The organism is Vitiosangium sp. GDMCC 1.1324, assembly GCF_003044305.1.
Lineage (GTDB): Bacteria > Myxococcota > Myxococcia > Myxococcales > Myxococcaceae > Archangium.
On sequence record NZ_PZOX01000014.1, the window covers coordinates 340,258 to 365,040 of the forward strand.

The window sequence follows — 24,783 nt, forward strand, 5'->3', positions numbered from 1 at the left end:
CCGTCAGGGAGTACCACCCTGGGACGCGAGCGCGTCGGCCAGGGCGGCGGCGATGGGCAGGCCGAGATCTCGCTCGAGCATGCCCCACTCGCCCCCGGGATTGACCTCGAGGAAGACGTGCCGTCCCTCGGGTGTGACAATGAAATCCGCGGCGCCGTACACCAGGCCCAGCGCCGCCACCAGGCGCACCAGGCGGGCCGCCACATCCTCCGGCAGCTCGCCCGGAGTCCACTGGCACTCGTCCGGCCGGGTGCGCCGCCAGTCCACCTGCCCCGCCGACGAGCCCGTGGCATTGATGGCACCCACCAGACAGCGCCCGCCCACCACGGCCACCCGGAGCTCACGCGCCTTGTCGATGCGCTCCTGGAACACCATGGGGCTGTAGCGCAACCCCTCCTCGAGCTCCTCGAGGTGCTCGGGACCGATCGCACTCGTGTACACGAAGGGCTGTCCCCCCGACATGGACTGGGTGAGAGGGGTGAGCATCTTGGCCACCATGTGGCCATGCACCTGCGCGAAGAAGGAGCGGACCCGGGCCGCGTCGTTGGTCACCAACGTCCGGGGCACCTCCAGACCCACCTCACGGGCCACGCGCAGCTGGCGCGGCTTGTTGCCGGCCACCGCATCCGCTCCGAGCGGGTTGATGAACCGGCAGCCCGCCGCCGCCAGCCCGTCGAGCACGCCCTCGAGCGCCGCCCTCGACTCCCGCACGCAGCTGTCGCGCCAGCCTGGCTCCAGCGACTCATCGAGCCGTGGCGGCACCACGCGGCGCAGCCACACCGACCGGACATCCTCTCCGCGCACATCACCGGCCGCTGTGCGCAGGAGCACCTCGCCCCCTTCGCCTCCCAGCGCCGACGTCAGCTCCAGTTCCGAGGGAAAACCATCCGTGTTGACGCGCAACGGACGAACCCCCCGCCCGGACAGTTCCTGAGCCACGCGGTCGACCGTGTAGTGGTCTCCACTGTGGGTCAGCAGCAGGACGATGTCGCGGGCGGGGGGCATGATGCGAAATGACGCACTGCGAGAATCACGCGCCGTGGGTTGTTAGATGCCCTCGGCCTCGTCCCCGTCAGAGGGGAACTTCTGGGTCTGCTCGGGAGGGTTGACGACGGAGGCCGTCGACTCATCAGAGTCGGAGGGGTACTTCAGGGTCGTCTGCGCAATACCGCCCGACACCTGCTCCAGCTCCTGCTCCTCCAGCAAACGCGCGAAGAACGGCTTCTTCATGTCCTTCTTCATCCCAGCCTCCAAGTAGATGTTTAGCGAGCCTGACCCAGCCAGGCGGTTGCACTCGCAACCGCAGCCACTATGGAAGTCGGCTAAGCAGGGAGGCAAGCCAAACCGTCTACACTGAAATATCAGTCTATCCATTGCGCAAAGCGCCGCCCCAATCATCACGCGGAGTGCGTCTTGGCTCGGTGTGTTCGCGGGGTTCCCGGTATGCTGCGGCCGCGTACAGAACCCGCCGCAATCTCATGGAGCGATGATGCCCACCACCCCACCCGCTCACCGACGTTCCTGGCGTCTCAAGGGCTCGTCGGATGAATACGAGGTCATCCGGGAGCTCGAGCTGGAAGAGGACGAAGTGGACCTGGTGGTCCCCGCCGAGCAACTCCAGAGACAATTCGACGCGTGGCTGAGGTACTCCTCCACCACCCTTCGCGAGATGCTCGGAGCGGTGGACCGGATGGTGCCCGCGACGCTGTCGCCCTTCGAGGAGGGCCGGCAGCTCAAGCGGCTGCTCGCCGAGGTGTTCCAGTCAGGCCGGCTCGTCGCGTTCCGCCGTGCGCCGAAGTTGCCCGGGTTGGGCTCCCTGGTGAAACCGGGACCCACCGTTCCCTCGGACGTCGTCGATGCGGCGATGCTGGTGCAGGAACCCCGTGCGGCCCAGGCCACTCCGGTGCGCAGCGTCAACGTGGAGGCGCAGGACAACTGCCTGACTTCCGCATCCCAGGACGGAACCCCGTTCTGCGAGGTGTGCGACAACATCAAACGCGGCATCACGACCTGACCGGTAGCGCCCCATGCCCCCTTCGCATGTCGAGAAGATCCTCCAGTGCGTGTGGCCGCCGCCCAAGGCGCGCAACCTCCTGGATGTGTATGTCCTCCTGGATTCCGCCCGGGACGAGTCCATCATCCCCACCCTTCAGGACACGGATTTGGAGGTGGACTGCCTCTTCTCCGGGGTGATGCCCGCGGAGCTGAGCCGCGCGGCCCCCTACCTGGTGAGGCTCAGGCGCTCGTCCCCCTTTACCCCCTGGCTGGCCGAGCACTCCTGGAGCAAGAGCTGGGGGGTGTACCTGCAGGCGACCGGCGACAGGGAAGCCGTCCGCAAGCACCTCCAGTCGCTGTTGCTGGTGCGCACCGAGCAGGGGAAGGAGCTCTTCTTCCGGTACTACGACCCGCGCGTCCTCCGGGTGTACCTGCCCACCTGCACCGCGCAGGAAGTCCAGCAGATGTTCGGACCAGTGCGGAGCTTCTTCGCCGAGGGCGAGGATGGAGCAAGCCTGGTGCAGTACGCCATGCGCGCGGCCGCGCAGCAGTTGTCGCCCCTGGAAGTGACGGTCCACCCGGTGGCCTGAGAACACCAGGAAACCGCTGGGAAAAAACACCAGAAAATACCGCGTCAGGATTCTCCAGGCGCGGCGTCTCTTCTCAGGGAAAGGAGCGGTGACGATGCTGACGACGATGAAGCCGAGCACGATGAATCCGAAGTATCCCCACAGCCATGCCGGTTTCGCCTCCGTGCGCATCAGTGCCTCGCCGGCTCCCACCTCGCAGTTGCGGTATCGCCAGTCTCCCGTCGTGAAGCGCGGCTTCCGCGGAACCTTCGACTGGCGCCCACACCCGGGCCTCTTCTGATGCTCCGCCTCCAGACGTGAGGCGGCGCGATGGAGGCCGGGTTCCCGAAAGGGTCCCGGCCTCTCGCATTTCCAGCCTCACCCATCTGGGGACGTAGAGCGTTACGGAGACGCGCCGGCCTGTAGAGCCGGAGCCATTGGCCCGCTGGGTTCGACTCCCAGCGTCCCCACTCGCAGTGCGCCGAATGCGGCTCTCTGACAACTGAATCGCAGTGGTGAAGCGCCGTCCGCCTGCACGCGGGGCGGCACACGCCTCCGTAGCTCACAGGTAGAGCACCCGCCTCTTAAGCGGGCGGCGAGGGTTCGAGTCCCTCCGGAGGTACTCACACGCGGGCGTCGTCCAGCGGCAGGACACCGGTCTCCCAAGCCGGAAACACGGGTTCGAATCCCGCCGCCCGCTTCATCTATTCATTCCGGGATCGTCCAACAGGCCGAGGATGGCGGGCTCTGACCCCGCAGATGCAGGTTCGAATCCTGCTCCCGGAGCAACACATTCCACAGTAGCTCAATGGAAGAGCAGGCGGCTGTTAACCGCCAGGTTGGGGGTTCGAATCCCTCCTGTGGAGCTTCATCGGGATGTAGCTCAGCCTGGACGAGAGCGCGTGCTTGGGGTGCACGAGGCCGTCGGTTCGAATCCGGCCATCCCGACTCTGTCTGTGAATGTCGTGGTTGTCTTTCCTGGGTGTAGCTCAACTTGGTGGAGCGCGCGGTTCGGGTCCGCGAGGCCGCAGGTTCAAATCCTGTCACCCAGATGTGTCATGTTGGCTGAAGGCAAAGGGTGAGCCACCGGTCTGTGAATCCGGTTCCAGAGGGTTCGAGTCCCTCCAGCCGACCTTGTATGGCTCCGTAGCTCAGGGGATGAGAGCACTCGGTTGCGAACCGAGAGGCCGCAGGTTCGATTCCTGCCGGAGCCACCATTTTCGCCTCCGTAGCTCAGGGGAGCAGAGCGCACGGTTCCGAACCGTGAGGCCGCAGGTTCAATTCCTGCCGGGGGCACAGTTTCGATGCGGAGTGGGACCGGGCGTCCCACCGGGCCTCATAAGCCTGGGCCGCAGGGTTCGACTCCCTGCTCCGCAACTCCTTCATGCCGTCCTGGCGTAGGTGGTCCGCGCGCCCGTTTGAAAAATGGGAGGACCAGGTTCGATTCCTGGGGTCGGCACTCGCAGCACTCGCAACACCTTCGCTCTCATAGGCCGCGCTCCGGGAGCAGCCTGGACTCCAAATCCGGGCGGGCGGGGTTCAACTCCTCGGCGGCCTGTCTCCTGCCCCTGTAGCTCAGTTGGTAGCAGCACCGGTTTCGTAAGCCGGGGGTCGTCGGTTCGAGCCCGACCGGGGGCACTCCTCTCACCTTCCCTTTGCACGCCGAGCCAGCTGGAGACGGCACTGGTCCCACACACCAGGTCTGCTGGGTTCGATCCCCAGGGCGTGTACTGCAACAGACTCCCCAACCCGTCCGCGTGGCCCAATTGGGAGAGGCGGCTGGCTCAAACCCAGCTCACGTGCGAGTTCGACTCTCGCCGCGGACATCTCCCCAATGAAGGACACCCCGAGTCATGGAGACGCTGGTCCTCAACCAGTCGTATGAGCCCGTGGCACGGATTTCCTGGCAGCGCGCGATGATGCTGCTGTGGCAGGGGAAGGTCGAGGTGGTCGAGGAGTATGACGACCGCCTCGTCCGCTCCGTCACCCTGGAGATCCGCATGCCCTCTGTCATCCGCTTCCTGCGCGGCGAGCGGCGCAAGGGACGCGGCATCAAGTTCAGCCGCGACAACGTGTACATGCGCGATGGCTGCAAGTGCCAGTACTGCGGCCGGAAGGTGTCGCGCCCCGAGGCCACGTACGACCACGTCGTGCCCCGGGCCCAGGGTGGCCGCACCACCTGGGAGAACATCGTGATCGCCTGCGTGCCCTGCAACCAGAAGAAGGGGGGGCGCACGCCCGTGCAGGCGGGGATGAAGCTGCTCTCCGCTCCGGCGAAGCCCCGGAAGCTCCCGGGCGCGGTGCAGCTGACCTTCGCCTACGACAAGGGCATGCCCGTGTCGTGGAAGAAGTTCCTCCGTGACGTCGCGTACTGGCACACGGAGCTGGAGTCGGATGAGTGAGCGGCGGGTACAGGGGAGCCGCCAGAGGTGGCTCCCCGGCCCTGCTCCTGAGAGGGAGCGGGTGCAGACGGAGGAGGCCAGAGGCTTCCTCCGGCCCGTACGCCCCGCGCGCCGGCAGGCGGGTGCTGCTGCCGGCACATCTGGAAGGTCGACGCCGGAGGCCCGGCGGCCCGCCTCGAAAGCGGTGCGGGCGCTGTCACGCGCTCGGGGTTCGAGTCCCTTGCCTTCCGCTCTGGAAATGTGAACTGGCGATGGCGCCAGGCCCCGTTGCTACCGGGTGCGGACCGGCTTCCGGTCTGGGGTTCGAGTCCTCCTCCTTCCGTTTCCCGCTGCCCGCTTCCCGACGGTGCCATGTGACCGCTGGACGGGTAAGCCCCGTGCACCCCCGCACCTAGTGTCCACCCCCCGGTCCGTCCATGCCGGGAGAGGGAAGGACACACGTATGCGTGACTCGAAGCTCGGACGCTGGAGGGTGCTCGGCCTCGTGCTCACCGCGCCCCTGTGGGGCTGCGCGGCTGAAGACGGGGACGGCCAGGACTCGGAGCGGGAGCGCATCGAGAAGGGGTTCACCCTCTCTCCCGTCTCCCTCAACCTGGAGGGCAAGGACCGCGACCTGGTGGGCCTGGGCAGCTACATCGTCAACGCGCAGGCCGCCTGCAATGACTGCCACACCAACCCACCCTTCGCCGAGGGAGGCAATCCCTTCCTGGGACAGCCGGAGAAGATCAACTCGGACCACTTCCTCGCCGGAGGCATGTCCTTCGGGCCCGGCATCGTCTCGCCCAACATCACCCCGGATGCCTCCGGCAATCCGGCCGGTGTGGACTTCACGGAGTTCGAGAGCCTCATGCGCACCGGCAAGGAGGAGGACGGCGGCATCCTCCAGGTGATGCCGTGGCCCATCTACAAGAACATGAGCGACCGCGAGCTGCGCGCCATCTACGAGTACCTGCGTGCCATCCCCCACGCCGAGCCCGCCCCCTGAGGGCGAACGTCGTGTGACGGTCATGTGAATCCGGGAAAGTTCGGAATCCACCAGATCCTCCGCCCGCTGACGCGGGGCGTAATGAACCCACATGCACACCGGGCGATTGGATGCGCGTTGCACACAACCCTCAACGCGGAGGACGCACATGGAGTGGCTCGAGTTCGGCCGTTGGTCTCCGGAGGTGAAGCAGCTCCTCGCGCACCAGGCGGCCCGCCTGAGCGCGACGGCCCGGCTCCCCGTTCCGCCAGCCCCGAGCCGTGAGAACGCCAGCGCCCGGGCCCGGAAGCTGGAGGCCCTGCTGCGGCAGACCCCGGCCTCCAACCCCTGGGGGCACCCGGCCGCGGAGTGCTGATCCGGGTTCCGGTGACCATGGCGGGCGCCAATCCCCGCAATCCGGGGCGCAAAGGCTCCGGCCCGGAAGGGTCGGGGTCCACCACTGCGTTTCAGCAAGTTAGAGTGCCCCCGCGCCCGGCGAGGCGTTCCCGACCATGGCCACCAGGAAGAGCGAGGACAACGAGCGGCTCATCGACCGAGACCTGACCGCGCTGGCGCGGGAGGGGAAACTCACGGCCGCGCATGGAGTGGACGGGCCCGTGATGGAGGTGCTCGGCCTCCTGTCGCGTGGAGGCAAGCACCCGCTGCTCTCCGGAGACCCGGGCGTGGGCAAGTCCGCCCTGGTGCAGGAGGTCGCGCGCCGCATCATCGAAGGCCGCGTGGACGCGGAGCTGGCCAACGCACGCATGGTGGAGGTGTCCGTCGCCAACATCCTGGCGCGCAGCACCCAGCGCCAGGCGGCGGAGACCTTCGAGGAGCTACTGGCCTGGCTCAGCAGGCACCCCTGCCCCATCGTCTACATTCGAGATCTGCCTGCGGTCATCGGCGGGCCGCTGGCTCCCGTGGCCTTCCGCGCCCTGCGCACCGGAGGCATCCGCTTCATCTTCGAGACCGAGCCCAAGCGCGTGCAGGAGCTGCTGCGCGCGGATGAGGCCTTCTCCGAGCGCCTCCACCTCGTGCCCCTCCACGAGCCTCCCGCCGAGCGGGCCCGGTGGATATTGGGCCGCGTGGCCGAGGAGCTGGAGCGCGAGCTGCACCTGCCCATCGACCCGGCGGCGTGCGACCTGACGCTGCGGCTGGCCTCCAAGTTCCTGCTCGCCCAGAGGCTGCCGCGCAAGGCGATCGAGCTGCTCAAGGAGACGGCCGCGGAGGCCGCGGGCGGAGCCAAGGACCGCGTGGGCCCCGAGGACGTCCTCACCCGCTTCTGCGCCACCACCCGGCTGCCGCGCTTCGTCGTGGACGACGCGATGGCGTTGGACCTGGAGGAGACCGAGCGCTTCTTCGGCGAGCGGCTGCTCGGGCAGACGGACGCGGTACAGGCCGTGCTGCGCTCGGTGGCGCTGCTCAAGGCGGGGTTGAACGATCCGCGCCGGCCGCTGGGCGTGTTCCTCTTCGCCGGCCCCACCGGCGTAGGCAAGACGCAGCTCGCCAAGCTGTTGGCCGAGTACCTCTTCGGCTCGCAGGACAGGCTCGTCCGCCTCAACATGGCGGACTTCCCCAACGACGGTGACGAGAGCGTGCCCTTCGGCGCCTCGTGGGCTCCCGCAATCGAGACGAAGCGCGGCGAGCTGACGGCACTGCTGGAGGGGAAGGTGTTCACCGTGCTGCTGCTCGACGAGTTCGAGAAGGCCGCGCGCAGTGTGCACGACCGCTTCCTGCAGCTCTTCGACGAGGGCACCTTCGTGAACGGCGCGGGAGAGACGATCTCCTGCAACAACACCGTCATCGTGGCCACGTCCAACGTGGGCGCCGAGGTGTACCGGGAGCCAGCCATCGGCTTCATGGGTTCGCGCCGCCCCGAGGAGCTCATCACCGAGGTGGACCGGCGCATCGCCGAGGCCTTCCGCCCCGAGTTCCTCAACCGCTTCGACGCCATCTGCCACTTCCAGCCGCTGACGAAGGTGGAGATCCGCAAGATCGCCCAGCGCGAGGTGGGCCGGGTGCTCGAGCGCGAGGGTATTCGCGCCCGCGGGCTGGACGTGGAGGTGACGCCAGGGGTGGTGGACCTGCTCGTGGAGCGGGGGTACTCGCCGCAGTTCGGCGCGCGCTACCTGCAGCGTGAAATCGAGAAGACGCTGACCGCGGCGCTGGCAGTGGAGATCGCCCGGCGGCCGCTGCCACCGGGGTCGCCGGTGCGGGTGGAGATCCGGCCCGGAGGCAAGGTGGTGGCGGTGGCCGAGCTCGCGCCGCGCCCTCGCGAGGAGACGGCACAGCTCGCGCTGCCCACGGAAAAGTCGGTGTCCGCGGTGAAGCGGCGGTTGGACAAGAAGTCGCTGCTCAACGAGATGGACCGGCTCGTGGGACGGGCACGGGCGCTGTCGGTGTCGGCCAACCGGCCGAGGCTGGAGGAGCGGCGCACGGAGTTGCTCGCGGAGACCCAGGCACCCAACCTGTGGGACGACCCGCAGCGCGCGGCGTCGACGCTGAGGGCCTTCCGGCAGGTGGAGGCACAGCTCAACGAGCTGGATCGGCTGGAGGAGCGGGCTACCTTCGCGCGGCGGCTGGTGCGCGAGGCGAAGGGAGAGGCGCAGCTCGCGTCCGCGGCGAAGCAGGTGGAGGACGTCGCCCGCGAGGTGCAGATGGCCGAGGCACTGGGCGCCGCGGGGGCAACGGACCACGGCGACGAAGCGCTGGTGGACATCTGCGCGAGCGAGACGGGCGAAGGGCAGGACGCCTGGGTGCAGGAGCTGGCGTCCATGTACCTGGGCTGGGCGGAGCGGCGCGGCTACGAGGCCATGGCGGTGGCGGAGGCGGAGGAGCCCTTCCGGGTGGTGGTGCGGATTGCCGGACCCGGGGCCTACGGCTACCTGGCGGGCGAGGCGGGCCTGCACCGGCGCATCGAGGAAGAGAAGCGCCAGCGAGCCTACGTGCGCGTGCACCGGGGCGGTCCGCTGGAGGACGAGGTGAGCCTGGACGTGGACGGCCGCGAGGTGAAGCGGCACGAGGGCACCTACCTCGCGCGGGTGAAGACGGAAGTGACGGTGCGGGACGAGACGTCGGGCCGGATGATGACGCTGGCGGGCGCGGGCGAGCTGGGCGAGATGAAGGACATCGCCTCACGGGTGGTGAAGGGCCAGGGCGGCAGCCACACGGCGGACGAGGCCCGGCGCTACCACCTGGGCCGGGGCGCTCGGGTGGAGGACCCGCGCACCGGTGCCGGCACACCGCGCGTGAAGGACGTGCTGCGCGGCGAGCTGGATGTCTTCATCGCCGCGTGGATCTCCCGTCCGCCCACCACGGGTCCCACCTCCGCTGTGAGCTGATTCGCACGATGCGGACCCTCCGGGCCCACTTTCGAGCAACTGGTCCGACCACAGGGTTGGTCAGAACAGATAGGGAGTGGCGGCCGAGCGAGGAAGCCCCCAGTCTTGGCAGAGAGAAGGGCATTCGCCATGCCCTCCAGCCGCTCAGGCTCAATCCGCTGTTCCGACCAACCCTGCCATCGAACCAGTTCATGCAAAGTGTGGCCGGAGAGCGGCTGGCCTTGAAGGTCATGGCGCAGCCCATGAATGGGCTTGCTTCGGATGGCTTAGGATGAAGGGCATGAGATTTCCCTGGAGATGGATGGGCGCGCTGGTGGTTCTGACCGTGCTCGGTGGCTGCCGCACCGTCCCCGTCCAGGTGTCTCCCCAGGCCCCGGAGCTGCGCTTCAGTGGCCGCGTGGACCGGGGAGACCCGCAGGGGCCTCGGCTCTCGTGGGGCGGCACGTCCCTCACCGTGCGCTTCACCGGCACCTCCCTCGGCCTGCGCCTGCTCGACATGCCCAAGGTCCAGGAGTACGCCCCCAACCGCTTCCGCTTCAGCGTGGACGGGGGTCCCTTCCGCGATCTCTACGTGGGTGAGGGACGTCTGCTCTACCGCGTCGCCGAAGGTCTCCCCGAAGGTGTGCACGTGCTGCGCCTGGAGAAGGAGACCGAGTCCGTCGTCGGAGAGACCCAGTTCCTCGGGCTCGAGCTGGACCCGGGCGCCCGGCTGCTACCCGCGCCTCCGGGGCTCTCGCGCCGCATCGAGTTCGTCGGCGACTCGGGCCTCACCGGCTTCGGTGTCGAGGGCAAGAACGAGCTGTGCACCTTCAACGCCGAGACCCAGCGCAACTCCCTCACCTGGGCCTCCCTCACCGCTCAGGCCCTCGGTGCCGAGGCCTCCTTCATCGCCTTCTCCGGCAAGGGCGTGGCCGTCAATTACTCCAACGACCCCACCCCCACCCTGCCCCGGCTCTACGAGCGCGCCCTCCCCTATCGAGAGGACAGCCGCTGGAACTTCAAGTCCTGGGTGCCCGACGCGGTCGTCATCCAGCTCGGCTCCAATGACTTCTGGAAGGAGCATCCCGGCGAGGAGCGCTTCCGCGGTGCATACCGCGCCCTCGTGGACGACATCCGCGGCCGCTACCCCGGCGCCCATATCGTCTGCGTCCTGAGCGGCAGCATCACCGACGCCTACCCCAAGGACCTCAACGCGCGCACCCACGCCCGTGCCCTCATCTCCGGCGTCGTGGAGGCCCTTCGTCAGGCCGGCGATGCCCGCGTGCACTTCGTCGAAGTCCCTCCCCGCCTCGAGGACGAGGGCCTGGGCTGTTCCTGGCACCCCAGCCGCAAGACGCACCAGCGCGTGTCCGAGCAGATGATTCCCCTGCTGCGCGAGGTCCTCGGCTGGAAGTAACCCCGGGCCTCACGGCTTCGGTTGCGCGGGAGTCGTCGCGGGAGGCGTGGCCGGAGATGCACCCGGTGACAGCAGTGCATCGCACATACTCGCGGGCAGCCACTGGCGCATGCAGGCCTCGCGGGCGAGCGGCTCACGGAACTGCCAGAGCAGCGCGAGGAGGATGGCGAGCACGATGCCCACCCAGACTCCCGGCGAGCGCCGCTCCTCCTCGTCGTCCTCACGCACCTTCACGAGGACCGAGCGCAGCGCGTCCGTCCTGTCCACGGTGGCGTGCTTCGGCAGCCTTGGCCTCCGCGTGACGAGCGCCGCCAGCTCTCTGGTGAGGTTCAGCCTGTCATTGAGTGCCCAGCCCGAGCCCTCCAGCAGCAGCGCCAGGTTGCGCTTGCGCAGCTTGAGCCATCCCAACAGGCCCGACGGCAGCATCACCGCGGCGGTGACGATGATGGCCGCCGAGATGACATCCAGGAGCGTGAGTGACTTCACCTGCGCCACGATGAAGGCGAGCGACGTGCCCACCGCCGCGAACGCGATGCCTGTCGCCGCGATGAAGCCTCCCGGTCCCGCCGCTGGTGCCGGAGGTGCCGGAGATGCCGCGGGCGTGGCCGGAGCCGGTGTGGCCGGCGCCGTCACCGCGGTGGTGGCGACCCCAGTGCCGTGCGTGTAGCTCTTCTCCAGCGACTCATCGAGCGCCTTCTCCCCGGCCGCCGCCATCCCTTCAATCTTCTTGGAGATGAACTGGCCGATCCGCTCGAAGGGCATCGTCATCGCTTCCCACAGCGACACGGGCTGGCGGATGATCTGCGTCACCACGGCGTCGTACTCGCGGCCCTCCACGTCGTAGAACACGCCCCGCTTGCCCACCACCAGGTTGCCACTCCGGCCCCGCGTGACGGGCACGGCCACCTCGTAGCTCTCGCCGCCCTCCTTCGCCAGCACCTGGACATAGAGCGTGCAGGTGGTGCCCTGGCCCGTCAGCGCGGCATGCGCGGCGCGGTTCGTCACCAGCACCGACAGCCTGTACCGGCGGCCCCCGAGTATCAGCGTCCCCTTCTCCATCAGCGCGCGCCGCTTCGTCTGGTACAGGTCCGGCATGCTGATGAAGTTGTTGGCGAACGTCAGCAGCCACCGCTGGTAGAGAATCAACCGCTCCAGCTCGTCCACCGCGTCCAGCTTGTCCTTCAGCGCCAGGTCCGCCCGGCTCGCCGCCTCGAGGGCATCCAGCTCCGGCTCGGGAATGGCCGCCAGCGCGTCCACCAGCCCATGCAGGGGACTCGCGTCGAGCCGCGCCTGCCACGCCAGGATGGCATCGGCCTTCGTGCACAGCTCGCGCCACGTGGCGTCCGCGAGCGTCGCCATGTCCCCCGTGATGGGCACGGCCACGTCCCGCTTGAAGGCATCGAGCTTCTCGAACGCCGGGCCCCGGTACAGCCGGGACCAGCGCAGCGCCCCCCCGGGCTCGGGAGGCGCCACCGGCAGCTCCGACACCACCCGCGCGAACGCCTCGGTATCACCGAGCGTCCCCTGCAACCGGCCCGCCTCCAGCTTGAGACTCGCGATCGCCTCGGGTTGGGCCGCGACCAGCCGGCACTGCAGGAAGTACGTGTCCAGCACCGGCCGCACCTCCTGGATGCGCCGGGCACGCTCCACGCTCTGCCCTCCCCACACCAGCACCGACTCCTTCCCGGACAGGTGCGCCAGCACCGCGCGCCGCTCCTCCCGGAAACGCTGGAGCATGGGCACGTCCACGCCCGCCTGCCCCGCGCGGTTCTTCACCTCGGGGAAGCTGGCCATCATCTTCACCGCCAGGGGCCTCAGCGGCTCGGGCAGGAAGGCCGGAGCGACGATGCCATCCCCGTTCTGCCCCGCCTCGCGAAGGGCCTTCTCGCTGGCGCGCACCTGCTCCAGCGAGATGCGCGTCCGCTCCGGGGCCTTCAGCGTCTCCAGCAGGATGCCCGCCACGTCCCGCAGCTTCGCCCCTTCCTCGGAGAGCGCGTCCAACATGAGCACGTCGCTCGCCGCGTCCGTGCCCTGGTGGGACTTCAGCAGCTTCGCCGTGTGCTCCACGGCGGCGCGCAGTTCGGCGACCCGGATGCGCCCGTTCTTGTCGGCGTCGACGAACTCCAGGAAACGCCGGTCACAGTTGAGCCCCTCGAGCGGGCAGGCGGTGGCCAGCCATTGGGTCTCGGGGATGCGGATCGCCTCCGTGAGCACTTCGAACGAGGGAATGGAGACCTGGAGCGAGCCGCCATAGCGGCGGTATACGAGCGGGCGCGACATGCGGCGCAAGAGAGCACAACCCCCCGCCCGGTGTCCGTCCTTCCGAGCACATCCTGGCCCCAGCGAACGCGGGTCCGGCTGACAGTCCACACGCCTGCCTGCTCACTCCAGGCCTCGACCTGCTTGCATCCGGCCTCCCAGCGGGGCATGTCAGGGGTGTGAGCCAGCTAGAGCAGACGCACCCGGGGTCCAGCGACGTGGGTCCGGCCCAGCAGAAGGCCATCTTCCGCGCCTACACGGAGCAGCAGCGCTCCCGCTTCAACCGCCGCGCGCTCCTCCTCTACCCCGCGGCGCTGGCGCTCATCATCGGGCTCGGCATCTGGACCGTGAAGTTCGAGCCGGAGGCCACCCCCTACCGCGTGGACACGGCCTGGGGCCTGCGCACGGTGGTCAAGGGAATGTCGCCCCAGCAGGTCTCCGGCATCCTCGGCCAGCCCACCAGCAAGGAGCGCCGCGGCAACCTGGAGTGCTACCAGTACGGGCGTCCCAGCATCAAGGTGGAGAGCTTCGTCCTGCACGTCGTCTGCTACGAGGATGGCAAGCTCCGCGAGGTGAGCGAGAAGCACTACAACTCGTGGGTCGTCACGCAGGATGGAGCCATCTCCCCCGCTCCACTCGAGGTCGAGGAGGCCGCCCCTCCGGCGCCCCCGGCTCCTCCCAGCGCGCCGAACGTCGCGGGCAAGCTCGAGTAGTCCGCGCACTCCGCCCGCCCATCCATCCCCTGGCATGCGAGGATGCCGCCCTCCGTCCATCCGGGGGCGAGGTGTCATGCGCTGGATCCACTCGGTGCTCTTCTGGTTGTTCCTCCTGGCGAGCTCCATCGTCCTGTTCTTCGTGGGGCTCGTCGTCTTCCTGGCGACGTGGCCCTTCGACCGCAATCGCCGGGTGCTGCACCTGTTCTCCAGTGGCTGGGCGCAGCTCTACTTCTGGGTGAACCCCGGCTGGCACCTGCGCATCCTGGGCCGCGAGCGCCTTCCCTGGCACGGGCCCGCGGTGCTGGTGTCCAACCACCAATCCCTGGGGGACATCCTCGTACTCTTTGGCCTCTACCGGCCCTTCAAGTGGGTCGCCAAGGCCAGCGTCTTCAAGGTGCCCCTTCTCGGCTGGAACATGTACCTCAACGGCTATGTGGGGTTGGTGCGCGGGGACAAGGAGAGCATCGCGAAGATGATGGCCGACTGCGAGCGCTGGCTGGACCGGGGCGTCCCGGTGCTCCTCTTCCCCGAGGGCACGCGCTCGCCCGACAACCAGCTCCTGCCCTTCAAGGACGGCGCCTTCCGCCTGGCCCTGTCCAAGGGCTGCCCGGTGATTCCCATCGTGCTCACCGGCACGGGGGATACCCTGCCCAAGCACGGGCTGATGCTCAGGCGGCAGGCCCACTGCGAGGTGCGCGTCCTCGAGCCGGTGGACTCGCGGGCCTTCTCCGACGTGGCCACGCTGCGCGACCACGTGCGCGACCTCATGGCCCGGGAGAAGTCCCGCCTCGACGCCGAGGTGGCCACGGAGCTCCAGGCCGTCTAGTTCGCGCCGGCCGGGTGCACCTCTCGCGCCTGGGTCGCATGCCGGGGGAGCCGCACGATGAAGGTGGTGCCCTCTTCCTCGCTGGAGCGCACGGAACAGGTGCCTCCGTGCCCGCGGACGATCTGCTCGACGATGTAGAGGCCCAGCCCCAGGCCCGAGGCCGGGTGGGGACTGTCCCGCGCGAGCCTCCGGAAGGGCTCGAAGATGGTGGCGAGCCGCTCGGCCGGAATGGGGAGTCCGGCGTTGCTCACCTCCAGGACGACGCTCTCCCCCTCGTCGCGCAGCGTGATGCGCACGGGGGTCTCCTCGGAGCTGTAGTCGAGCGCGTTCTTCCCCAGGTTGCCAATCACCTGGGCGAGCCGGTCCGGATCCCAATCCCCGAGGAAGTCACCCGCCGCCACCAGCCGCAGCTCGCGTCCGGGGTGGCCCGCCTCCAGCTCCTCCAGCACGTGCCGGACGAGGTGCCGCAGGTTCATCTGCTGGGGTGAGACGGGAATGCCACCGCCCAGCCGCCCGCGCGTGAAGTCCAGCAGCTCGCCGATCATCCGCGCCATGCGCTCGGCGCTCGTGACGATGCGGCGCACGGCCTTGAGGTGGCGCGAGGGCAGATCGTCGGAGCACATCAACGCGTTGGCCGACAGGAGGATGGCGTTGAGCGGGTTGCGCAAGTCATGCGAGACGATGCCCAGAAAGCGCTCGCGGAACTCCGCCGCCCGGAGCAGCTCCTCCTCGGTGCGCTGGCGCTCGGAGATGTCCACCACCACCGCGCCCACCCACCGCACCAAGCCCTGGTTGTCCCGCACCGGGTAGGTGCTCACCAGGAAGTGGTGGGGCCGGCCCTCGTCCGCCGCCGAGGAGAAGGTCAGCTCCGTGTCCCAGATGGGCTCGCCCGTCTGGAAGACCCAATGCAGCAGGGGCTCCACGGCGCCGGCCTCCTCCTCGGAGAGCACCTCCCGCACGGAGCGCCCCAACACCTGCTCGACGGACATGCCATGGACGTCCGCGAGCGTGCGGTTGATGCGCACGTAGCGCAGCTCCCGGTCCACGAAGGACAGGCCGATGGGCGCGGTGGACAGCAACGAGTCCAACAGCGCGAGCGTCTCGGACTGCTCCACCTCGTGTTGGAGCCGCTCCGCCTCGTCGCGGGCGGCGAGCCGGGTCTGCACCAGCAGCGCCGTGGCCCGGCCCACCATCGCCCGGAAGAGGAGCTTGTCCTCGTTGGAGAACTCGAAGGCGGTGGTGCTGCCCATGAAGGCCACGCCCAGCACCTCGTCCCCCGCGATGAGCGGTGCCCCATAGAGGGCGCGCGTGCCCCGCTCCCGCGCGGCCGCCGAGCGCATCTCCAGCGGACGCCGCTCCGCGGCAATCCTTCCAGCGAAGCCCTCGCCCACCTCCTTCTCCAGGCCCACCCAGGCACGCACCCGGAGCAGGTCCCCCTCGCGCAACAGCAGCGTGGCGGTGTCCACCGACTCGGTCGTCTCCAGCACCACGCGCAGCAGCCGCTCCAGGGAGACGTCCAGGTCCTCCGTGCCGAGCGCTGCCTCGGAGATGCGCTCCAACGCCACCAACGTGCGCTCGCGCGCCCGCGCATAGCGCGAGACGGTGGTGCACACGGCCTCGTCGAACAGCTGGTTGAAGCGCTCCACCTCCCGCAACATCATCTCCCCGTCCGCCGCTCCGCGGCTTCCCACGTACCGGCCGTAGAGCCGCAAGACGCACGTGCGCAGCAGGGCGTACTCGTTCGTCACCTGCTCCAGGTCCATTTCCACGTCCAGCCGCTGCAGCGCATGGAGTTCCGGCAACTCCTCCAACGAGCCCCGCTCGCCGGTGTGGACCTCCTCCACCATGTCCGCCACCCGCCCCAGCAACTGTGGCAGATGGTCCAACAGCCAGGGGGGCGAGAGCTGCCGGGTACAGGGAATCCGCCGCACCGCGCGCTCCCACTCCTCCAGGATCAGCGGGCGCTGCGTCCGGAGGAAATCACAGAGACGGATACGCTCATCGGCTTCGGCCGTTGGCTCATGCGTGGCCATGACCCAAGGATGTGAACGCTCCCCCTGTACCGGAGGCTGAAACCCACACGTTCTGGAAGCCTTCCCGCCCGCCAGGCAGCCGGCTTCATCGGGTGCCCCACCGGCCGCTAGGGATTCCGGGGAAACGGAACCCACTGCCTCCGGGTCCAGAGCCCCTGCCGCATGGCGGCCACTGTCCGCGCGCAGCATCCAGCACCGGACGTCCATGGGGCGCCGGGCGCCAGGCGTCCTGAGCAGCCGCGAAGCACCCGCTCCACCTTGCGCCGCGCTTTCACCCGGAATCGGGGTTCCTCCCGATTCCAGAGACCGGAGCGTGCGCCATGCGTATCGAAGCTCACAGGGCCCTCGCCTGCCTGCTACTGCTGTGGGGCTGCGCGGAAGTGGAGACCCGGGAACCACCGCCGACACGACAGGAGGCGGCGGCCTCGGCGGTGCCCGCCCGCTTCACGGACACGACGGTCGTCGATGGACTCGACAGCGCCACCTCCATGGCCATCGCGCCAGACGGGCGCATCTTCGTCTGCGAGCAGGAGGGCCGGCTCCGGATCATCCAGGACGGAACGCTGCTGTCCGAGCCCTTCCTGTCGGTAGCGACGGACCCGCATGGGGAGCGGGGCCTGCTCAGCGTGGCCTTTGATCCCGACTTCCCCCAGCAGCCCTACGTCTACGTCTATTACACGGCGACCACGCCCCGGAAGCACAACCGCGTCAGCCGCTTCACCGCGAGCGGCAACAAGGCCGTGGCGGGCAGCGAGCGCATCCTGCTCGAGCTCGAGCCGCTGGACGCTTCCAACCACAACGGGGGGGGCCTCCATTTCGGGCTCGACGGCAAGCTCTACGTGTCCGTGGGGGACAACGCGGAATCATCGAACGCGCCGAGGCTCGACACACTGATGGGCAAAGTGCTGCGGCTGGGGAAGGACGGCTCCATTCCCACGGACAATCCGTTCTACACGCGCACCACGGGCCTCAACCGCGCCATCTGGGCCATCGGACTGCGCAACCCCTTCAGCTTCTCCGTGCAGCCAGGCACCGGCCGCATCTTCATCAACGACGTCGGCCAGAGCAAATGGGAGGAGATCAACGAGGGCATCGCCGGGTCCGACTACGGCTGGCCCGACACCGAGGGCCCCACGACGAATCCACGCTACCGCGCCCCGCTGTTCGCCTATGGGCACGGCTCGGGAACCGGCAAGGGCTGCGCCATCTCCGCGGGCACCTTCTACAACCCACCGCGCGCCCAGTTCCCCGCCGAGTACACGGGACTCTACTTCTTCGCCGACTACTGCAACGGGTGGATCCGCACGTACGACCCGGATGATGGCACCGTGGCCGTCTTCGCGACGGGGATGCAGGCGCTGGTGGACCTCGATGTCGGGCCGGACGGAAGCCTCTACTACCTGGACCGCCAGGAGGACGAGGTGCACCGCATCCGCTACACGGCGCCGAGCGAGGCCCCCACCCTCGCGACCCAACCCGAGAGCCTGACGGTGCTGGCCGGCCAGTCCGCGACCTTCTCGGTGAGCGCCAGCGGGACGCCGCCCCTGAGCTACCAGTGGCAGCGCAATGGCACCAACCTGCCGGGACAGACGTCCCCGAGCCTCACCCTGACGTCGGTGGGGCTCACGGACTCGGGCGCCCGCTTCCGGGTACGCGTGTCCAACGCCTACGGCTCGGTGCTGAGCAACGAGGCCGTGCTCACCGTGAAGAGCGGCACCCCGCCCGTCGCGACGATCGTCTCGCCGCCGGAGGGGACGCTCTACAGCGCCGGAGACGTCATCACCTACGTGGGTACGGGCACGGACGCCGAGGACGGAACGCTGCCGGCCAGCGCCTTCACCTGGCGCGTGGACTTCCACCACGATACGCACCTGCATCCCTTCATCCCATCCACGAGCGGAGTGAAGAGCGGGAAGTTCACCGTGCCGGACCGGGGCGAGACATCCGCGAACGTGTGGTACCGCATCCACCTGCAGGTGGTGGACTCCAGCGGGGCCACCCACGAGGTCTTCCGGGACGTGCACCCCCGGACGGTGACGCTGCACGTGGACACGGACCCAGTGGGGCTCCAGGTGACGCTGGATGGGCAACCCCAGACCACGCCGTGGGAGGTAGAGAGCGTGGTGGGCGTGGTGCGCGCGCTCGGAGCGGTGTCGCCCCAGGTGAAGGATGGGACGACGTACCTCTTCGACCACTGGTCGGACGGCGGGAGCGCGACACATGAGATCCCCACCCCCACGGTGGACACGAGCTACACCGCGGTGTTCCGGGCCCAGGGCCAGGGCTCCAGCGGCCTACAGGCCGAGTACTTCGACAACCCCGACTTCACGAGCCTGAAACTGGAGCGGGTGGACCCCACCGTGGACTTCCGCTGGGATGACGGCGCTCCGGCGCCAGGCGTGGACAAGGACACCTTCTCCGTGCGCTGGAGCGGGAGCGTGGTGCCCCGGTACTCGGAGACGTACACCTTCTATACGCAGACCAACGACGGGGTGCGCCTCTGGGTGGATGGGAAGCTCCTCATCGACGACTGGTCCATCCACTCCACCACCGAGAACCATGGCACCCTCACGCTCCAGGCCGGGCGCGCCTACAGCCTCCGGATGGAGTTCTACGAGAACCTGGGCCTGGCCACCGCGCGGCTGCTCTGGTCGAGCCCCAGCCAGCGCAAGGAGATCATCCCCCAGGAACAGCTCCGGCCGACGCCTCCCTAGCCGCGCACCGGGCGGACGGGCATCAAGGGCATTGATTCGCGCCCGGGATTGCGGCACCAAGCGCCATTCCCATCGCCGCGAGGTTCCGCCATTCCCAGCACGCACCTGACCTTCCCGTCCGCCGAGGCCCACCGGAACTGGCTGGAGAGCCAGTCCACCCTGCCGCGCGGCTTCCGCGTCGGGCGCACGCGCCTGGAGTTCATGCCCGCCGAGGTGGCCAAGCCGGCGAAGATGAACCTGACACTCATCGTGCTCGACGAGCCGACCCCGGCGTTCGCGGCGGTGTTCACGAAGAACGCCTTCCCGGGAGCGCCGGTGCTCATCGGCCGCGACCGGCTGGGAGAGCCCACGCTGGGCGCGGTGGTGGTGAACAACAAGGTGAGCAACGTGTGCGCGCCCGGAGGCGTCGAGGCCTCCGAGCGGCTGTGCGCGGCGGTAGCCGGAACGCTGGGGCTGAACCCCAGGCAGGTGCTGCCCTGCTCGACGGGCGTCATCGGCTGGCGGCTGCCGGTGGACGCGATGGTGGGGGCGGTCCCCCAGGCGGTGTCCACGCTCGAGGCCGGGTCGGTGCTGCCCGCCGCCGAGGGCATCATGACGACCGACCTGTACCCCAAGGTCCGCCGGGTCCGGGTGGGAGACGGGAGCATCGTGGGCATCGCCAAGGGGGCGGGGATGATCGAGCCCAACCTGGCCACCATGCTCGTCTTCCTGATGACGGACGTGGACGTGCCGCGCGAGGCCCTGCGCACGGCGCTGCGCTCGGTGGCCGCGAAGACGTTCGGCTGCATCAGCGTGGACAGTGACACGAGCACCTCGGACACGGTGGCGCTGCTGTCCTCGAGGAAGGTGCCCTGCCCGGACCTCGGTGCGTTCGAGGCCGCGCTGGAGCAGGTGTGCGCCGACCTGGCCGAGGACATCGTGCGCAACGGCGAGGGCGTGCACCACGTCATGCGCGTGCGGGTGCACGGGGCACCGAGCGAGGAGGTGGCACGGGGCATCGGCAAGTCGGTGGTGAACTCGCCGCTGTTCCAGTGCGCGGTGAACGGGAACGACCCGAACGTGGGCCGGCTGGTGGCGGCCATTGGCAAGTACGTGGGGGCGCACCACCCCGAGGTGGACCTGTCACACAGCACCCTGCGCATGGGGGGCCGGATCATCCTCGAGCACGGCGCCTTCCGGCTCGACAACGAGACGGAGAAGGCCCTGGTGGCGCACATGAAGGGCGCGGAGCTCTACACCAGCGTGCCGCCCGCGGACGGGCTCACCTTCCGCCCGCCGGTGACGTTCCCTCCGCATGAGCAGTCGGTGGAGATCGACGTGGACCTCGGACGGGGCCCGGCGGCCTGCACGGTGCTCGGCGCGGACCGGAGCCACGAGTACATCAGCGAGAACGCGGACTACCGCAGCTGAGAGCAGGCGGGCCCCGCGCACGCGCATCCCGGTGACGGCAGGTGTCATGCTACGCTGCCTGACTCGGGAGGTAGCGCGCATGCAACAAGCGTCAGAGGGGTCCACGGAGCGGCGGCAGGCCATCGCCCGGTGGCAGCGGCGAAGGTTGCTCCAGCGGCTGGGCAGGGAAGGCGCGCAGTACGAGTTCCTGCCCAGGGTGGGAGAATCGGTGGGCGGCTTCCTGCTGGAGGCGCGGCTGGGGGCGGGCAGCTATGGCACCGTGTTCCGGGCGCGGCGCGGGGACAAGCTGTACGCGCTGAAGCTGCTCTACCTGCCCCACGCGGGGCGGTGGGCCTGGCGGGAGTTGGAGGTGTTGCTGCGGCTGCACCACGCGCGCCTGGTGGTAGTGGAGAGCCATGGCCACTACTACCACCACCCGGAAGTCGGGCCGCTCTTCCTCTACATCGTCACGGACTTCGTGCCCGGGCTGCCCATGGACAAGTACGTGGAGCGCCACAACCCGGCGGCCCTGTGGGCGGCTCGGGCGGCGCTGTCGCTGGCGGCGCAGTTGAAGGTGGCGCACTCGGTGGGGGTGGTGCACCGGGACATCAAAGATGACAACGCGGTGGTGGGGGAGGACGGGAAAGCGGTGCTGGTGGACTACGGGGTGGGCACGTTTCCGGGGGCGCTCAAGGTGTCCGGGAGGCGGTTGCCCAACACGCCGCTGTACCGCGCCCCGGAGGCCTGGCGATTCCGGAAGGAGGGGCCGTCTGGCGAGGACTACGTGGCGAGCGCGCGAGACGACTTGTGGGCGTTGGGCGTGCTGCTCTACTGGCTGCTCACAGGCACCTGGCCCTTCTACGGCAGGCGGGAGGAGGAACTGGTGGAGGCGGTGCTCAACAGTGCGCCGGTGCCGCCGCACGAGCGCAACCCGCGCGTGCCCCGGGCGCTCTCGGACATCTGCCTGCGCATGTTGGAGAAGGCCCCCGAGGCGCGCTACCCGAACGCCCAGGCGGTGTGCGAGGCATTGGAGGCCGCGCTCACGGGGGCGGACGCGGGCTGGGAGGTGCCGCTGTGCGAGGAGTGGGCCCCGGATAACGCCACCACGCGGCTGGTGGGTGGGCTGGTGGCGGTGGATGCTGAAACACTGGAGCGGGTGATGGCGCGCAACCGCCGCATCTCGGCCTACGAGCGCGAGCACCCCCGGCGCGGCAAGCCCGAGCCCACGGAGCCCGGTGGCCCCGGGCAAATGCCCCTGGGGGACGAGCCGCTCCTGGAGGAAGCGCAGGCGCTGTCCTCGGTGGATGAGGCTTTGATGGAGGGTGGGGCCGCCCTACCGCTCACGACGGGTGAGGCGGTGGCGCAAGCGGTGGCCGATCAAGTGCCGCAGCGAGTGCGCGCAGTATGGGGTGGCGCGCTGGTGCTGGGAGTGGTGGCCCTGGCTTCCGCCGTGTTTCTGTACTCCACGCCCGCTTCGTCTCCGGGGGACGCTCCCTCTCCGGGAGCCGCCGTGCCCGTGCTGTCGGCCACACCCGCCTCGGTGGTGGCGTGGGCGCTGTCCGGCCAGGAAGTGGCGCCCGCGTGGTGTCCGCTGGAAGGTGCACGAGGCGCGGCGCCCGCGTGGGCCCCCACTCCCGCGCCCGTCGCCTTCGCGATGCTCCCCGAGGACAGCACGCGCGTGAAGACTCCGCAGAAGCAGCAGCAGAAACGCGGCACGGTGCGCACCGCCGTCGCCAACGCCCTGTGCACCGCCGCCGTGGGCGCGGCCGCTGCCGGTTGCCCCGGCGCCCAGGTGCGCGACACGCCCAAGCCCGAGGCGTGCCCGGCCGGCGCTCTGGAAGCCATGCGGCAGCTGGGCATCCGCACCGGTGACGAGACCGGCTCCCAATTCCCTGGAGGTGAACCCCCCGAGGGCTTCCCCACCGTGCGTGAGGGGCCGGGAGCCCAGCTCGTCTTGGGGCGACATTTGGGACAGTTGGAGGCAGGCACCGTGCTGACGGGGAAATTCCTCTTCGGCAAGGAGTACGTGTACGGCCGCTTCACCCAGGCCCGCAGGCCCGGCGGGGACACGTACCCCGTCTGCCTGGAGGCATGGAGCGCCTGGGAGGGTGCTGTCACGCGGGGCCTTCACCGGCTGCCCAACGGCGGACAGGACACCGCGAAGGTCGTCGCCCTCTACCCGGACGTCGTGGCGGTGGAGCGCTTCGAGTAACGGCGTGTGGGCGTGGACCCGGAGGGAAAACGGCAGGGGCCAACGTCGGAGGTTCCTGCTATGCTCCACCACTCCAGAGGTCTCATGCCCGCCCCTTCGCTCTCCGCCCTCCCACTGTTCGTGCTCCTCGCGGCCGTGAGCGCCGCCGCGCAGCCCTCCACACAATCCGGTGAGGTTGCCGACACACGCCGCGCCGTTGTGCTGTCCACAGCGGACCAGAGGCAGGTGCCCGAGCTGCGCATCGGCCCGGACTTCCTCACCACGCTGCTCTTTGGCGAGCAGCTGAAGCTCGCCGGGGTGGAGCTAGAGGAACAAGAGCTCTTCTCGCGGGTGACCGTGTTGGAGGATGCGCTCATGCTCATCCCCTCCCGCGCGCTCGGGACGGGGAGGCGGCTGCGGCTGAGGGTGCGCTTCGTGGACGGAACGGTCCCGGCGAGCGCGGACTTCCTCCTGGTGGTGGACCCCACCCGGGCCGAGCATCAGGTGAACGTGGACCTCCAGCCACCCATGCCGGACACGTGTTGGCGGGCAGCCGAGGCCGAGCGCGCGAAAACCCAACAGTGCCAGGCGGAGCTGGAACGGGCCCAGAAGAGGCCGGACGGGCTCACCGGCCTGCTCGCCAACGGGCAGTTGGACAGGAAGGGCGTCACCGCTCTGCGCCTGCTACCGCGGAAGAACTTCACCCAACGCCCCGGAGAGCCCCTCAATGTGACAAGTGTCACGAGCTACCGCGCCCTCGGCGTGGTGGCCGTGGAACTGTGGGTAACGAACCAGTCCGCCCAGTCCTGGACGGCGGCGGGCGCGGAACTGCTGGGCGAGGGCGGCGTGCGTCTGAAGGTGTTGAGGGTGTGGCCGCTGGAGCCCATTGCTCCAGGCGCGGAATGGCAGCGTGTGGTGGTGGAGGCCGAGGCAGCGGAGACGGAGGCCCGGGGCCGCTTCACGCTCTCGCTCTGGCAGGAGGGCGAGCCCGCGAGTGTCTCCGTGGACGGCGTGATCTTCCCATAGGTGGCGGGACCGGCCTCTCTGCCGCGTCCCCCACCCTCTCCACTCAGTGGCTTGACGCGCTCGTCCGCGTCTCTCTGTAATCCCGAGGCTTCGGTTTCCAGGCCTCGCAGTTTGTGGAAGGTGCGGCGTGTCCACTCGTCTCGTTGGCCCGCGTCCAGCCGGTGCGCAGCGGCCGCTCTGGTTGAGCGTGGTGTGCCTGGGCGTGGTGCTGCTCCAGGTGGGCTGCGCTACGAGCGCGTCATCGGGGAGCAACCAGGAGGCGCTACTCCTATCACCCGCTGATGATCCATGGCGCGAAGGGAGCACCGTCCTCGCAAGGGTCGCCCCCGTATCTGACAACGGAGCGGATGCTGGAGAGCGTCCCGCCCCGGCGAAAGCACCGGCGAGGCAGTCGGTGCCGGAAGGTGGCGCCCGCGACGAGGAAGCCAGGGAGCGGGCGAGGCAAGTGGAGGAGGCGAGAGCGCGGGCGCTGGTGCTGGCGGCGCGGCGGGAGGGGCGTGGGCCGGAGGCGGACGAAGCGGCACGCAAGTCCGAGACGGACAGGGCCGTAGCGCGGGTGGTGGGCCTGTGCAGCGGGGTGGAGGAAGTGGGGGCGGCGCTGACCTTCTCTTTCTGGGCGGAGGGGGGCGCGCTGACGCAGGTGGGCTACCAGGAAGAGCGCGGCGGCGGGCGCGCGGGGCGGCCGGTGGAAGCAGAGGGGCTGGCGCGGGTGCTGCGCCACGTCTTCACCGAGTACGTGGGCAAGCGGGCGGGAGAGGTAGTGCTGAGGCTGCGGCGCGAGGAGACGCGCTGGGCGGTGGACTACGACGCCACGCACCAGGGGGCCCGCCCTCGTGAGGCCAGGACACTCCCGGTGCGCGCACAAGGTACCCCGGCCAACACCTTCCTCGCCCTCCACGAGGTGGCCAGGAAGTTGTTGAGCGCCGTGCAGGTACCCGCTGGCGGCGCGGCGAGAGTGGAGC

At 69.3% G+C, this 24,783-nt stretch carries 19 protein-coding genes and 15 tRNA genes; 30 read left to right on the forward strand and 4 right to left on the reverse strand.

Annotated features, from left to right (window positions below; all coding sequences use genetic code 11):
- Positions 1-3: 3 nt before the first annotated feature.
- Both DAT35_RS35160 and DAT35_RS35165 read right to left on the reverse strand, forming a co-directional pair.
- The gene (locus DAT35_RS35160) at positions 4-1,005 is read right to left on the reverse strand and encodes an MvdC/MvdD family ATP grasp protein (protein WP_108073501.1); all 1,002 of its coding nucleotides are present in this window, start codon (positions 1,003-1,005) and stop codon (positions 4-6) included.
- A gap of 42 nt (positions 1,006-1,047) precedes the next feature.
- A complete protein-coding gene (locus tag DAT35_RS35165; protein ID WP_108073503.1) occupies positions 1,048-1,242 on the reverse strand; it encodes a microviridin/marinostatin family tricyclic proteinase inhibitor in 195 nt (64 codons plus the stop codon).
- A gap of 244 nt (positions 1,243-1,486) precedes the next feature.
- Here DAT35_RS35165 and DAT35_RS35170 point away from each other — a divergent pair, with 244 nt between their 5' ends.
- The 23 genes from DAT35_RS35170 (at position 1,487) to DAT35_RS35265 (ending at position 10,667) form a co-directional block, all read left to right on the forward strand.
- Positions 1,487-2,014: a hypothetical protein gene (locus DAT35_RS35170; RefSeq protein WP_108073505.1), complete on the forward strand. Its 528-nt coding sequence runs from the start codon at positions 1,487-1,489 to the stop codon at positions 2,012-2,014.
- A 13-nt stretch (positions 2,015-2,027) separates the two neighbouring features.
- Positions 2,028-2,585, forward strand: a complete 558-nt coding sequence (locus DAT35_RS35175; RefSeq protein ID WP_108073507.1) for a DUF4123 domain-containing protein — start codon at positions 2,028-2,030, stop codon at positions 2,583-2,585.
- Between the two features lie 94 nt (positions 2,586-2,679).
- A complete protein-coding gene (locus DAT35_RS35180) occupies positions 2,680-2,865 on the forward strand; it encodes a hypothetical protein (RefSeq protein ID WP_108073509.1) in 186 nt (61 codons plus the stop codon).
- An 87-nt stretch (positions 2,866-2,952) separates the two neighbouring features.
- Positions 2,953-3,034: transfer RNA gene (locus tag DAT35_RS35185), tRNA-Tyr, on the forward strand.
- Between the two features lie 81 nt (positions 3,035-3,115).
- A tRNA-Lys gene (locus DAT35_RS35190) sits at positions 3,116-3,186 on the forward strand.
- Positions 3,187-3,193: 7 nt separating this feature from the next.
- Positions 3,194-3,264 (forward strand) — tRNA-Gly (locus DAT35_RS35195).
- 12 nt (positions 3,265-3,276) lie between these two features.
- Positions 3,277-3,350: transfer RNA gene (locus DAT35_RS35200), tRNA-Gln, on the forward strand.
- 8 nt (positions 3,351-3,358) lie between these two features.
- A tRNA-Asn gene (locus tag DAT35_RS35205) sits at positions 3,359-3,430 on the forward strand.
- A gap of 6 nt (positions 3,431-3,436) precedes the next feature.
- Positions 3,437-3,512, forward strand: a tRNA-Pro gene (locus DAT35_RS35210).
- Positions 3,513-3,542: 30 nt separating this feature from the next.
- Positions 3,543-3,616 (forward strand) — tRNA-Pro (locus DAT35_RS35215).
- 9 nt (positions 3,617-3,625) lie between these two features.
- Positions 3,626-3,697, forward strand: a tRNA-His gene (locus DAT35_RS59365).
- Between the two features lie 7 nt (positions 3,698-3,704).
- Positions 3,705-3,781, forward strand: a tRNA-Arg gene (locus DAT35_RS35220).
- Between the two features lie 5 nt (positions 3,782-3,786).
- Positions 3,787-3,860: transfer RNA gene (locus DAT35_RS35225), tRNA-Arg, on the forward strand.
- A 9-nt stretch (positions 3,861-3,869) separates the two neighbouring features.
- Positions 3,870-3,941: transfer RNA gene (locus DAT35_RS59370), tRNA-Met, on the forward strand.
- A gap of 9 nt (positions 3,942-3,950) precedes the next feature.
- Positions 3,951-4,023, forward strand: a tRNA-Phe gene (locus tag DAT35_RS35230).
- Between the two features lie 105 nt (positions 4,024-4,128).
- Positions 4,129-4,202: transfer RNA gene (locus DAT35_RS35235), tRNA-Thr, on the forward strand.
- Positions 4,203-4,315: 113 nt separating this feature from the next.
- Positions 4,316-4,390, forward strand: a tRNA-Leu gene (locus DAT35_RS35240).
- A 27-nt stretch (positions 4,391-4,417) separates the two neighbouring features.
- A complete protein-coding gene (locus DAT35_RS35245; protein ID WP_108073511.1) occupies positions 4,418-4,966 on the forward strand; it encodes an HNH endonuclease in 549 nt (182 codons plus the stop codon).
- 142 nt (positions 4,967-5,108) lie between these two features.
- Positions 5,109-5,196: transfer RNA gene (locus tag DAT35_RS59375), tRNA-Ser, on the forward strand.
- Positions 5,197-5,408: 212 nt separating this feature from the next.
- Positions 5,409-5,951, forward strand: coding sequence for a cytochrome C (locus DAT35_RS35250; RefSeq protein ID WP_108073513.1), 543 nt, complete (start codon positions 5,409-5,411; stop codon positions 5,949-5,951).
- Between the two features lie 148 nt (positions 5,952-6,099).
- On the forward strand, positions 6,100-6,306 hold the full coding sequence (locus DAT35_RS35255) for a hypothetical protein (protein WP_108073515.1): 207 nt from the start codon (positions 6,100-6,102) through the stop codon (positions 6,304-6,306).
- A 136-nt stretch (positions 6,307-6,442) separates the two neighbouring features.
- Positions 6,443-9,271, forward strand: a complete 2,829-nt coding sequence (locus tag DAT35_RS35260; protein WP_108073517.1) for an AAA family ATPase — start codon at positions 6,443-6,445, stop codon at positions 9,269-9,271.
- 280 nt (positions 9,272-9,551) lie between these two features.
- A complete protein-coding gene (locus DAT35_RS35265; protein ID WP_158502040.1) occupies positions 9,552-10,667 on the forward strand; it encodes an SGNH/GDSL hydrolase family protein in 1,116 nt (371 codons plus the stop codon).
- 9 nt (positions 10,668-10,676) lie between these two features.
- Here DAT35_RS35265 and DAT35_RS35270 read toward each other — a convergent pair whose 3' ends face one another.
- Positions 10,677-12,947 (reverse strand): kinesin, encoded by a 2,271-nt coding sequence (locus DAT35_RS35270; protein ID WP_108073581.1) that lies wholly within the window; start codon positions 12,945-12,947, stop codon positions 10,677-10,679.
- Positions 12,948-13,105: 158 nt separating this feature from the next.
- Between DAT35_RS35270 and DAT35_RS35275 the strand changes: the two genes are divergently transcribed.
- Together DAT35_RS35275 and DAT35_RS35280 are read left to right on the forward strand one after the other, a co-directional pair.
- Positions 13,106-13,639 carry a hypothetical protein gene (locus tag DAT35_RS35275; protein WP_146210025.1) on the forward strand — a complete coding sequence of 178 codons (534 nt, stop codon included), beginning with the start codon at positions 13,106-13,108 and terminating at the stop codon, positions 13,637-13,639.
- Positions 13,640-13,715: 76 nt separating this feature from the next.
- Complete coding sequence (locus tag DAT35_RS35280) at positions 13,716-14,468, forward strand: 1-acyl-sn-glycerol-3-phosphate acyltransferase (protein WP_108073523.1); 753 nt, start codon at positions 13,716-13,718, stop codon at positions 14,466-14,468.
- Here the strand turns inward: DAT35_RS35280 and DAT35_RS35285 are convergent.
- Complete coding sequence (locus tag DAT35_RS35285; protein WP_108073525.1) at positions 14,465-16,501, reverse strand: ATP-binding protein; 2,037 nt, start codon at positions 16,499-16,501, stop codon at positions 14,465-14,467. The genes DAT35_RS35280 and DAT35_RS35285 overlap by 4 nt on opposite strands.
- 320 nt (positions 16,502-16,821) lie before the next feature.
- Between DAT35_RS35285 and DAT35_RS35290 the strand changes: the two genes are divergently transcribed.
- The 5 genes from DAT35_RS35290 to DAT35_RS58400 all read left to right on the forward strand — a co-directional run.
- Positions 16,822-19,215, forward strand: coding sequence for a PQQ-dependent sugar dehydrogenase (locus tag DAT35_RS35290; RefSeq protein WP_108073528.1), 2,394 nt, complete (start codon positions 16,822-16,824; stop codon positions 19,213-19,215).
- A gap of 48 nt (positions 19,216-19,263) precedes the next feature.
- Complete coding sequence (argJ, locus tag DAT35_RS35295) at positions 19,264-20,625, forward strand: bifunctional glutamate N-acetyltransferase/amino-acid acetyltransferase ArgJ (RefSeq protein WP_233261910.1); 1,362 nt, start codon at positions 19,264-19,266, stop codon at positions 20,623-20,625.
- Positions 20,626-20,704: 79 nt separating this feature from the next.
- Entirely contained in the window at positions 20,705-22,816 is a 2,112-nt protein-coding gene (locus tag DAT35_RS35300) for a serine/threonine-protein kinase (protein WP_158502041.1), read from the forward strand.
- 84 nt (positions 22,817-22,900) lie between these two features.
- The gene (locus tag DAT35_RS35305) at positions 22,901-23,821 is read left to right on the forward strand and encodes a DUF2381 family protein (RefSeq protein WP_158502042.1); all 921 of its coding nucleotides are present in this window, start codon (positions 22,901-22,903) and stop codon (positions 23,819-23,821) included.
- 127 nt (positions 23,822-23,948) lie between these two features.
- Positions 23,949-24,783 (forward strand): hypothetical protein (locus DAT35_RS58400; RefSeq protein WP_199243087.1); only part of this gene is annotated, 835 nt, incomplete at its 3' end.

Bases quoted from the DNA above. Each gene is read 5' to 3' on its own strand.
- DAT35_RS35160 (WP_108073501.1), bottom strand. From the start codon at position 1,005: ATGCCCCCCGCCCGCGACATCGTCCTGCTGCTGACCCACAGTGGAGAC.
- DAT35_RS35165 (WP_108073503.1), bottom strand. From the start codon at position 1,242: ATGAAGAAGGACATGAAGAAGCCGTTCTTCGCGCGTTTGCTGGAGGAG.
- DAT35_RS35170 (WP_108073505.1), top strand. From the start codon at position 1,487: ATGATGCCCACCACCCCACCCGCTCACCGACGTTCCTGGCGTCTCAAG.
- DAT35_RS35175 (WP_108073507.1), top strand. From the start codon at position 2,028: ATGCCCCCTTCGCATGTCGAGAAGATCCTCCAGTGCGTGTGGCCGCCG.
- DAT35_RS35180 (WP_108073509.1), top strand. From the start codon at position 2,680: ATGCTGACGACGATGAAGCCGAGCACGATGAATCCGAAGTATCCCCAC.
- DAT35_RS35245 (WP_108073511.1), top strand. From the start codon at position 4,418: ATGGAGACGCTGGTCCTCAACCAGTCGTATGAGCCCGTGGCACGGATT.
- DAT35_RS35250 (WP_108073513.1), top strand. From the start codon at position 5,409: ATGCGTGACTCGAAGCTCGGACGCTGGAGGGTGCTCGGCCTCGTGCTC.
- DAT35_RS35255 (WP_108073515.1), top strand. From the start codon at position 6,100: ATGGAGTGGCTCGAGTTCGGCCGTTGGTCTCCGGAGGTGAAGCAGCTC.
- DAT35_RS35260 (WP_108073517.1), top strand. From the start codon at position 6,443: ATGGCCACCAGGAAGAGCGAGGACAACGAGCGGCTCATCGACCGAGAC.
- DAT35_RS35265 (WP_158502040.1), top strand. From the start codon at position 9,552: ATGAGATTTCCCTGGAGATGGATGGGCGCGCTGGTGGTTCTGACCGTG.
- DAT35_RS35270 (WP_108073581.1), bottom strand. From the start codon at position 12,947: ATGTCGCGCCCGCTCGTATACCGCCGCTATGGCGGCTCGCTCCAGGTC.
- DAT35_RS35280 (WP_108073523.1), top strand. From the start codon at position 13,716: ATGCGCTGGATCCACTCGGTGCTCTTCTGGTTGTTCCTCCTGGCGAGC.
- DAT35_RS35285 (WP_108073525.1), bottom strand. From the start codon at position 16,501: ATGGCCACGCATGAGCCAACGGCCGAAGCCGATGAGCGTATCCGTCTC.
- DAT35_RS35290 (WP_108073528.1), top strand. From the start codon at position 16,822: ATGCGTATCGAAGCTCACAGGGCCCTCGCCTGCCTGCTACTGCTGTGG.
- DAT35_RS35300 (WP_158502041.1), top strand. From the start codon at position 20,705: ATGCAACAAGCGTCAGAGGGGTCCACGGAGCGGCGGCAGGCCATCGCC.
- DAT35_RS35305 (WP_158502042.1), top strand. From the start codon at position 22,901: ATGCCCGCCCCTTCGCTCTCCGCCCTCCCACTGTTCGTGCTCCTCGCG.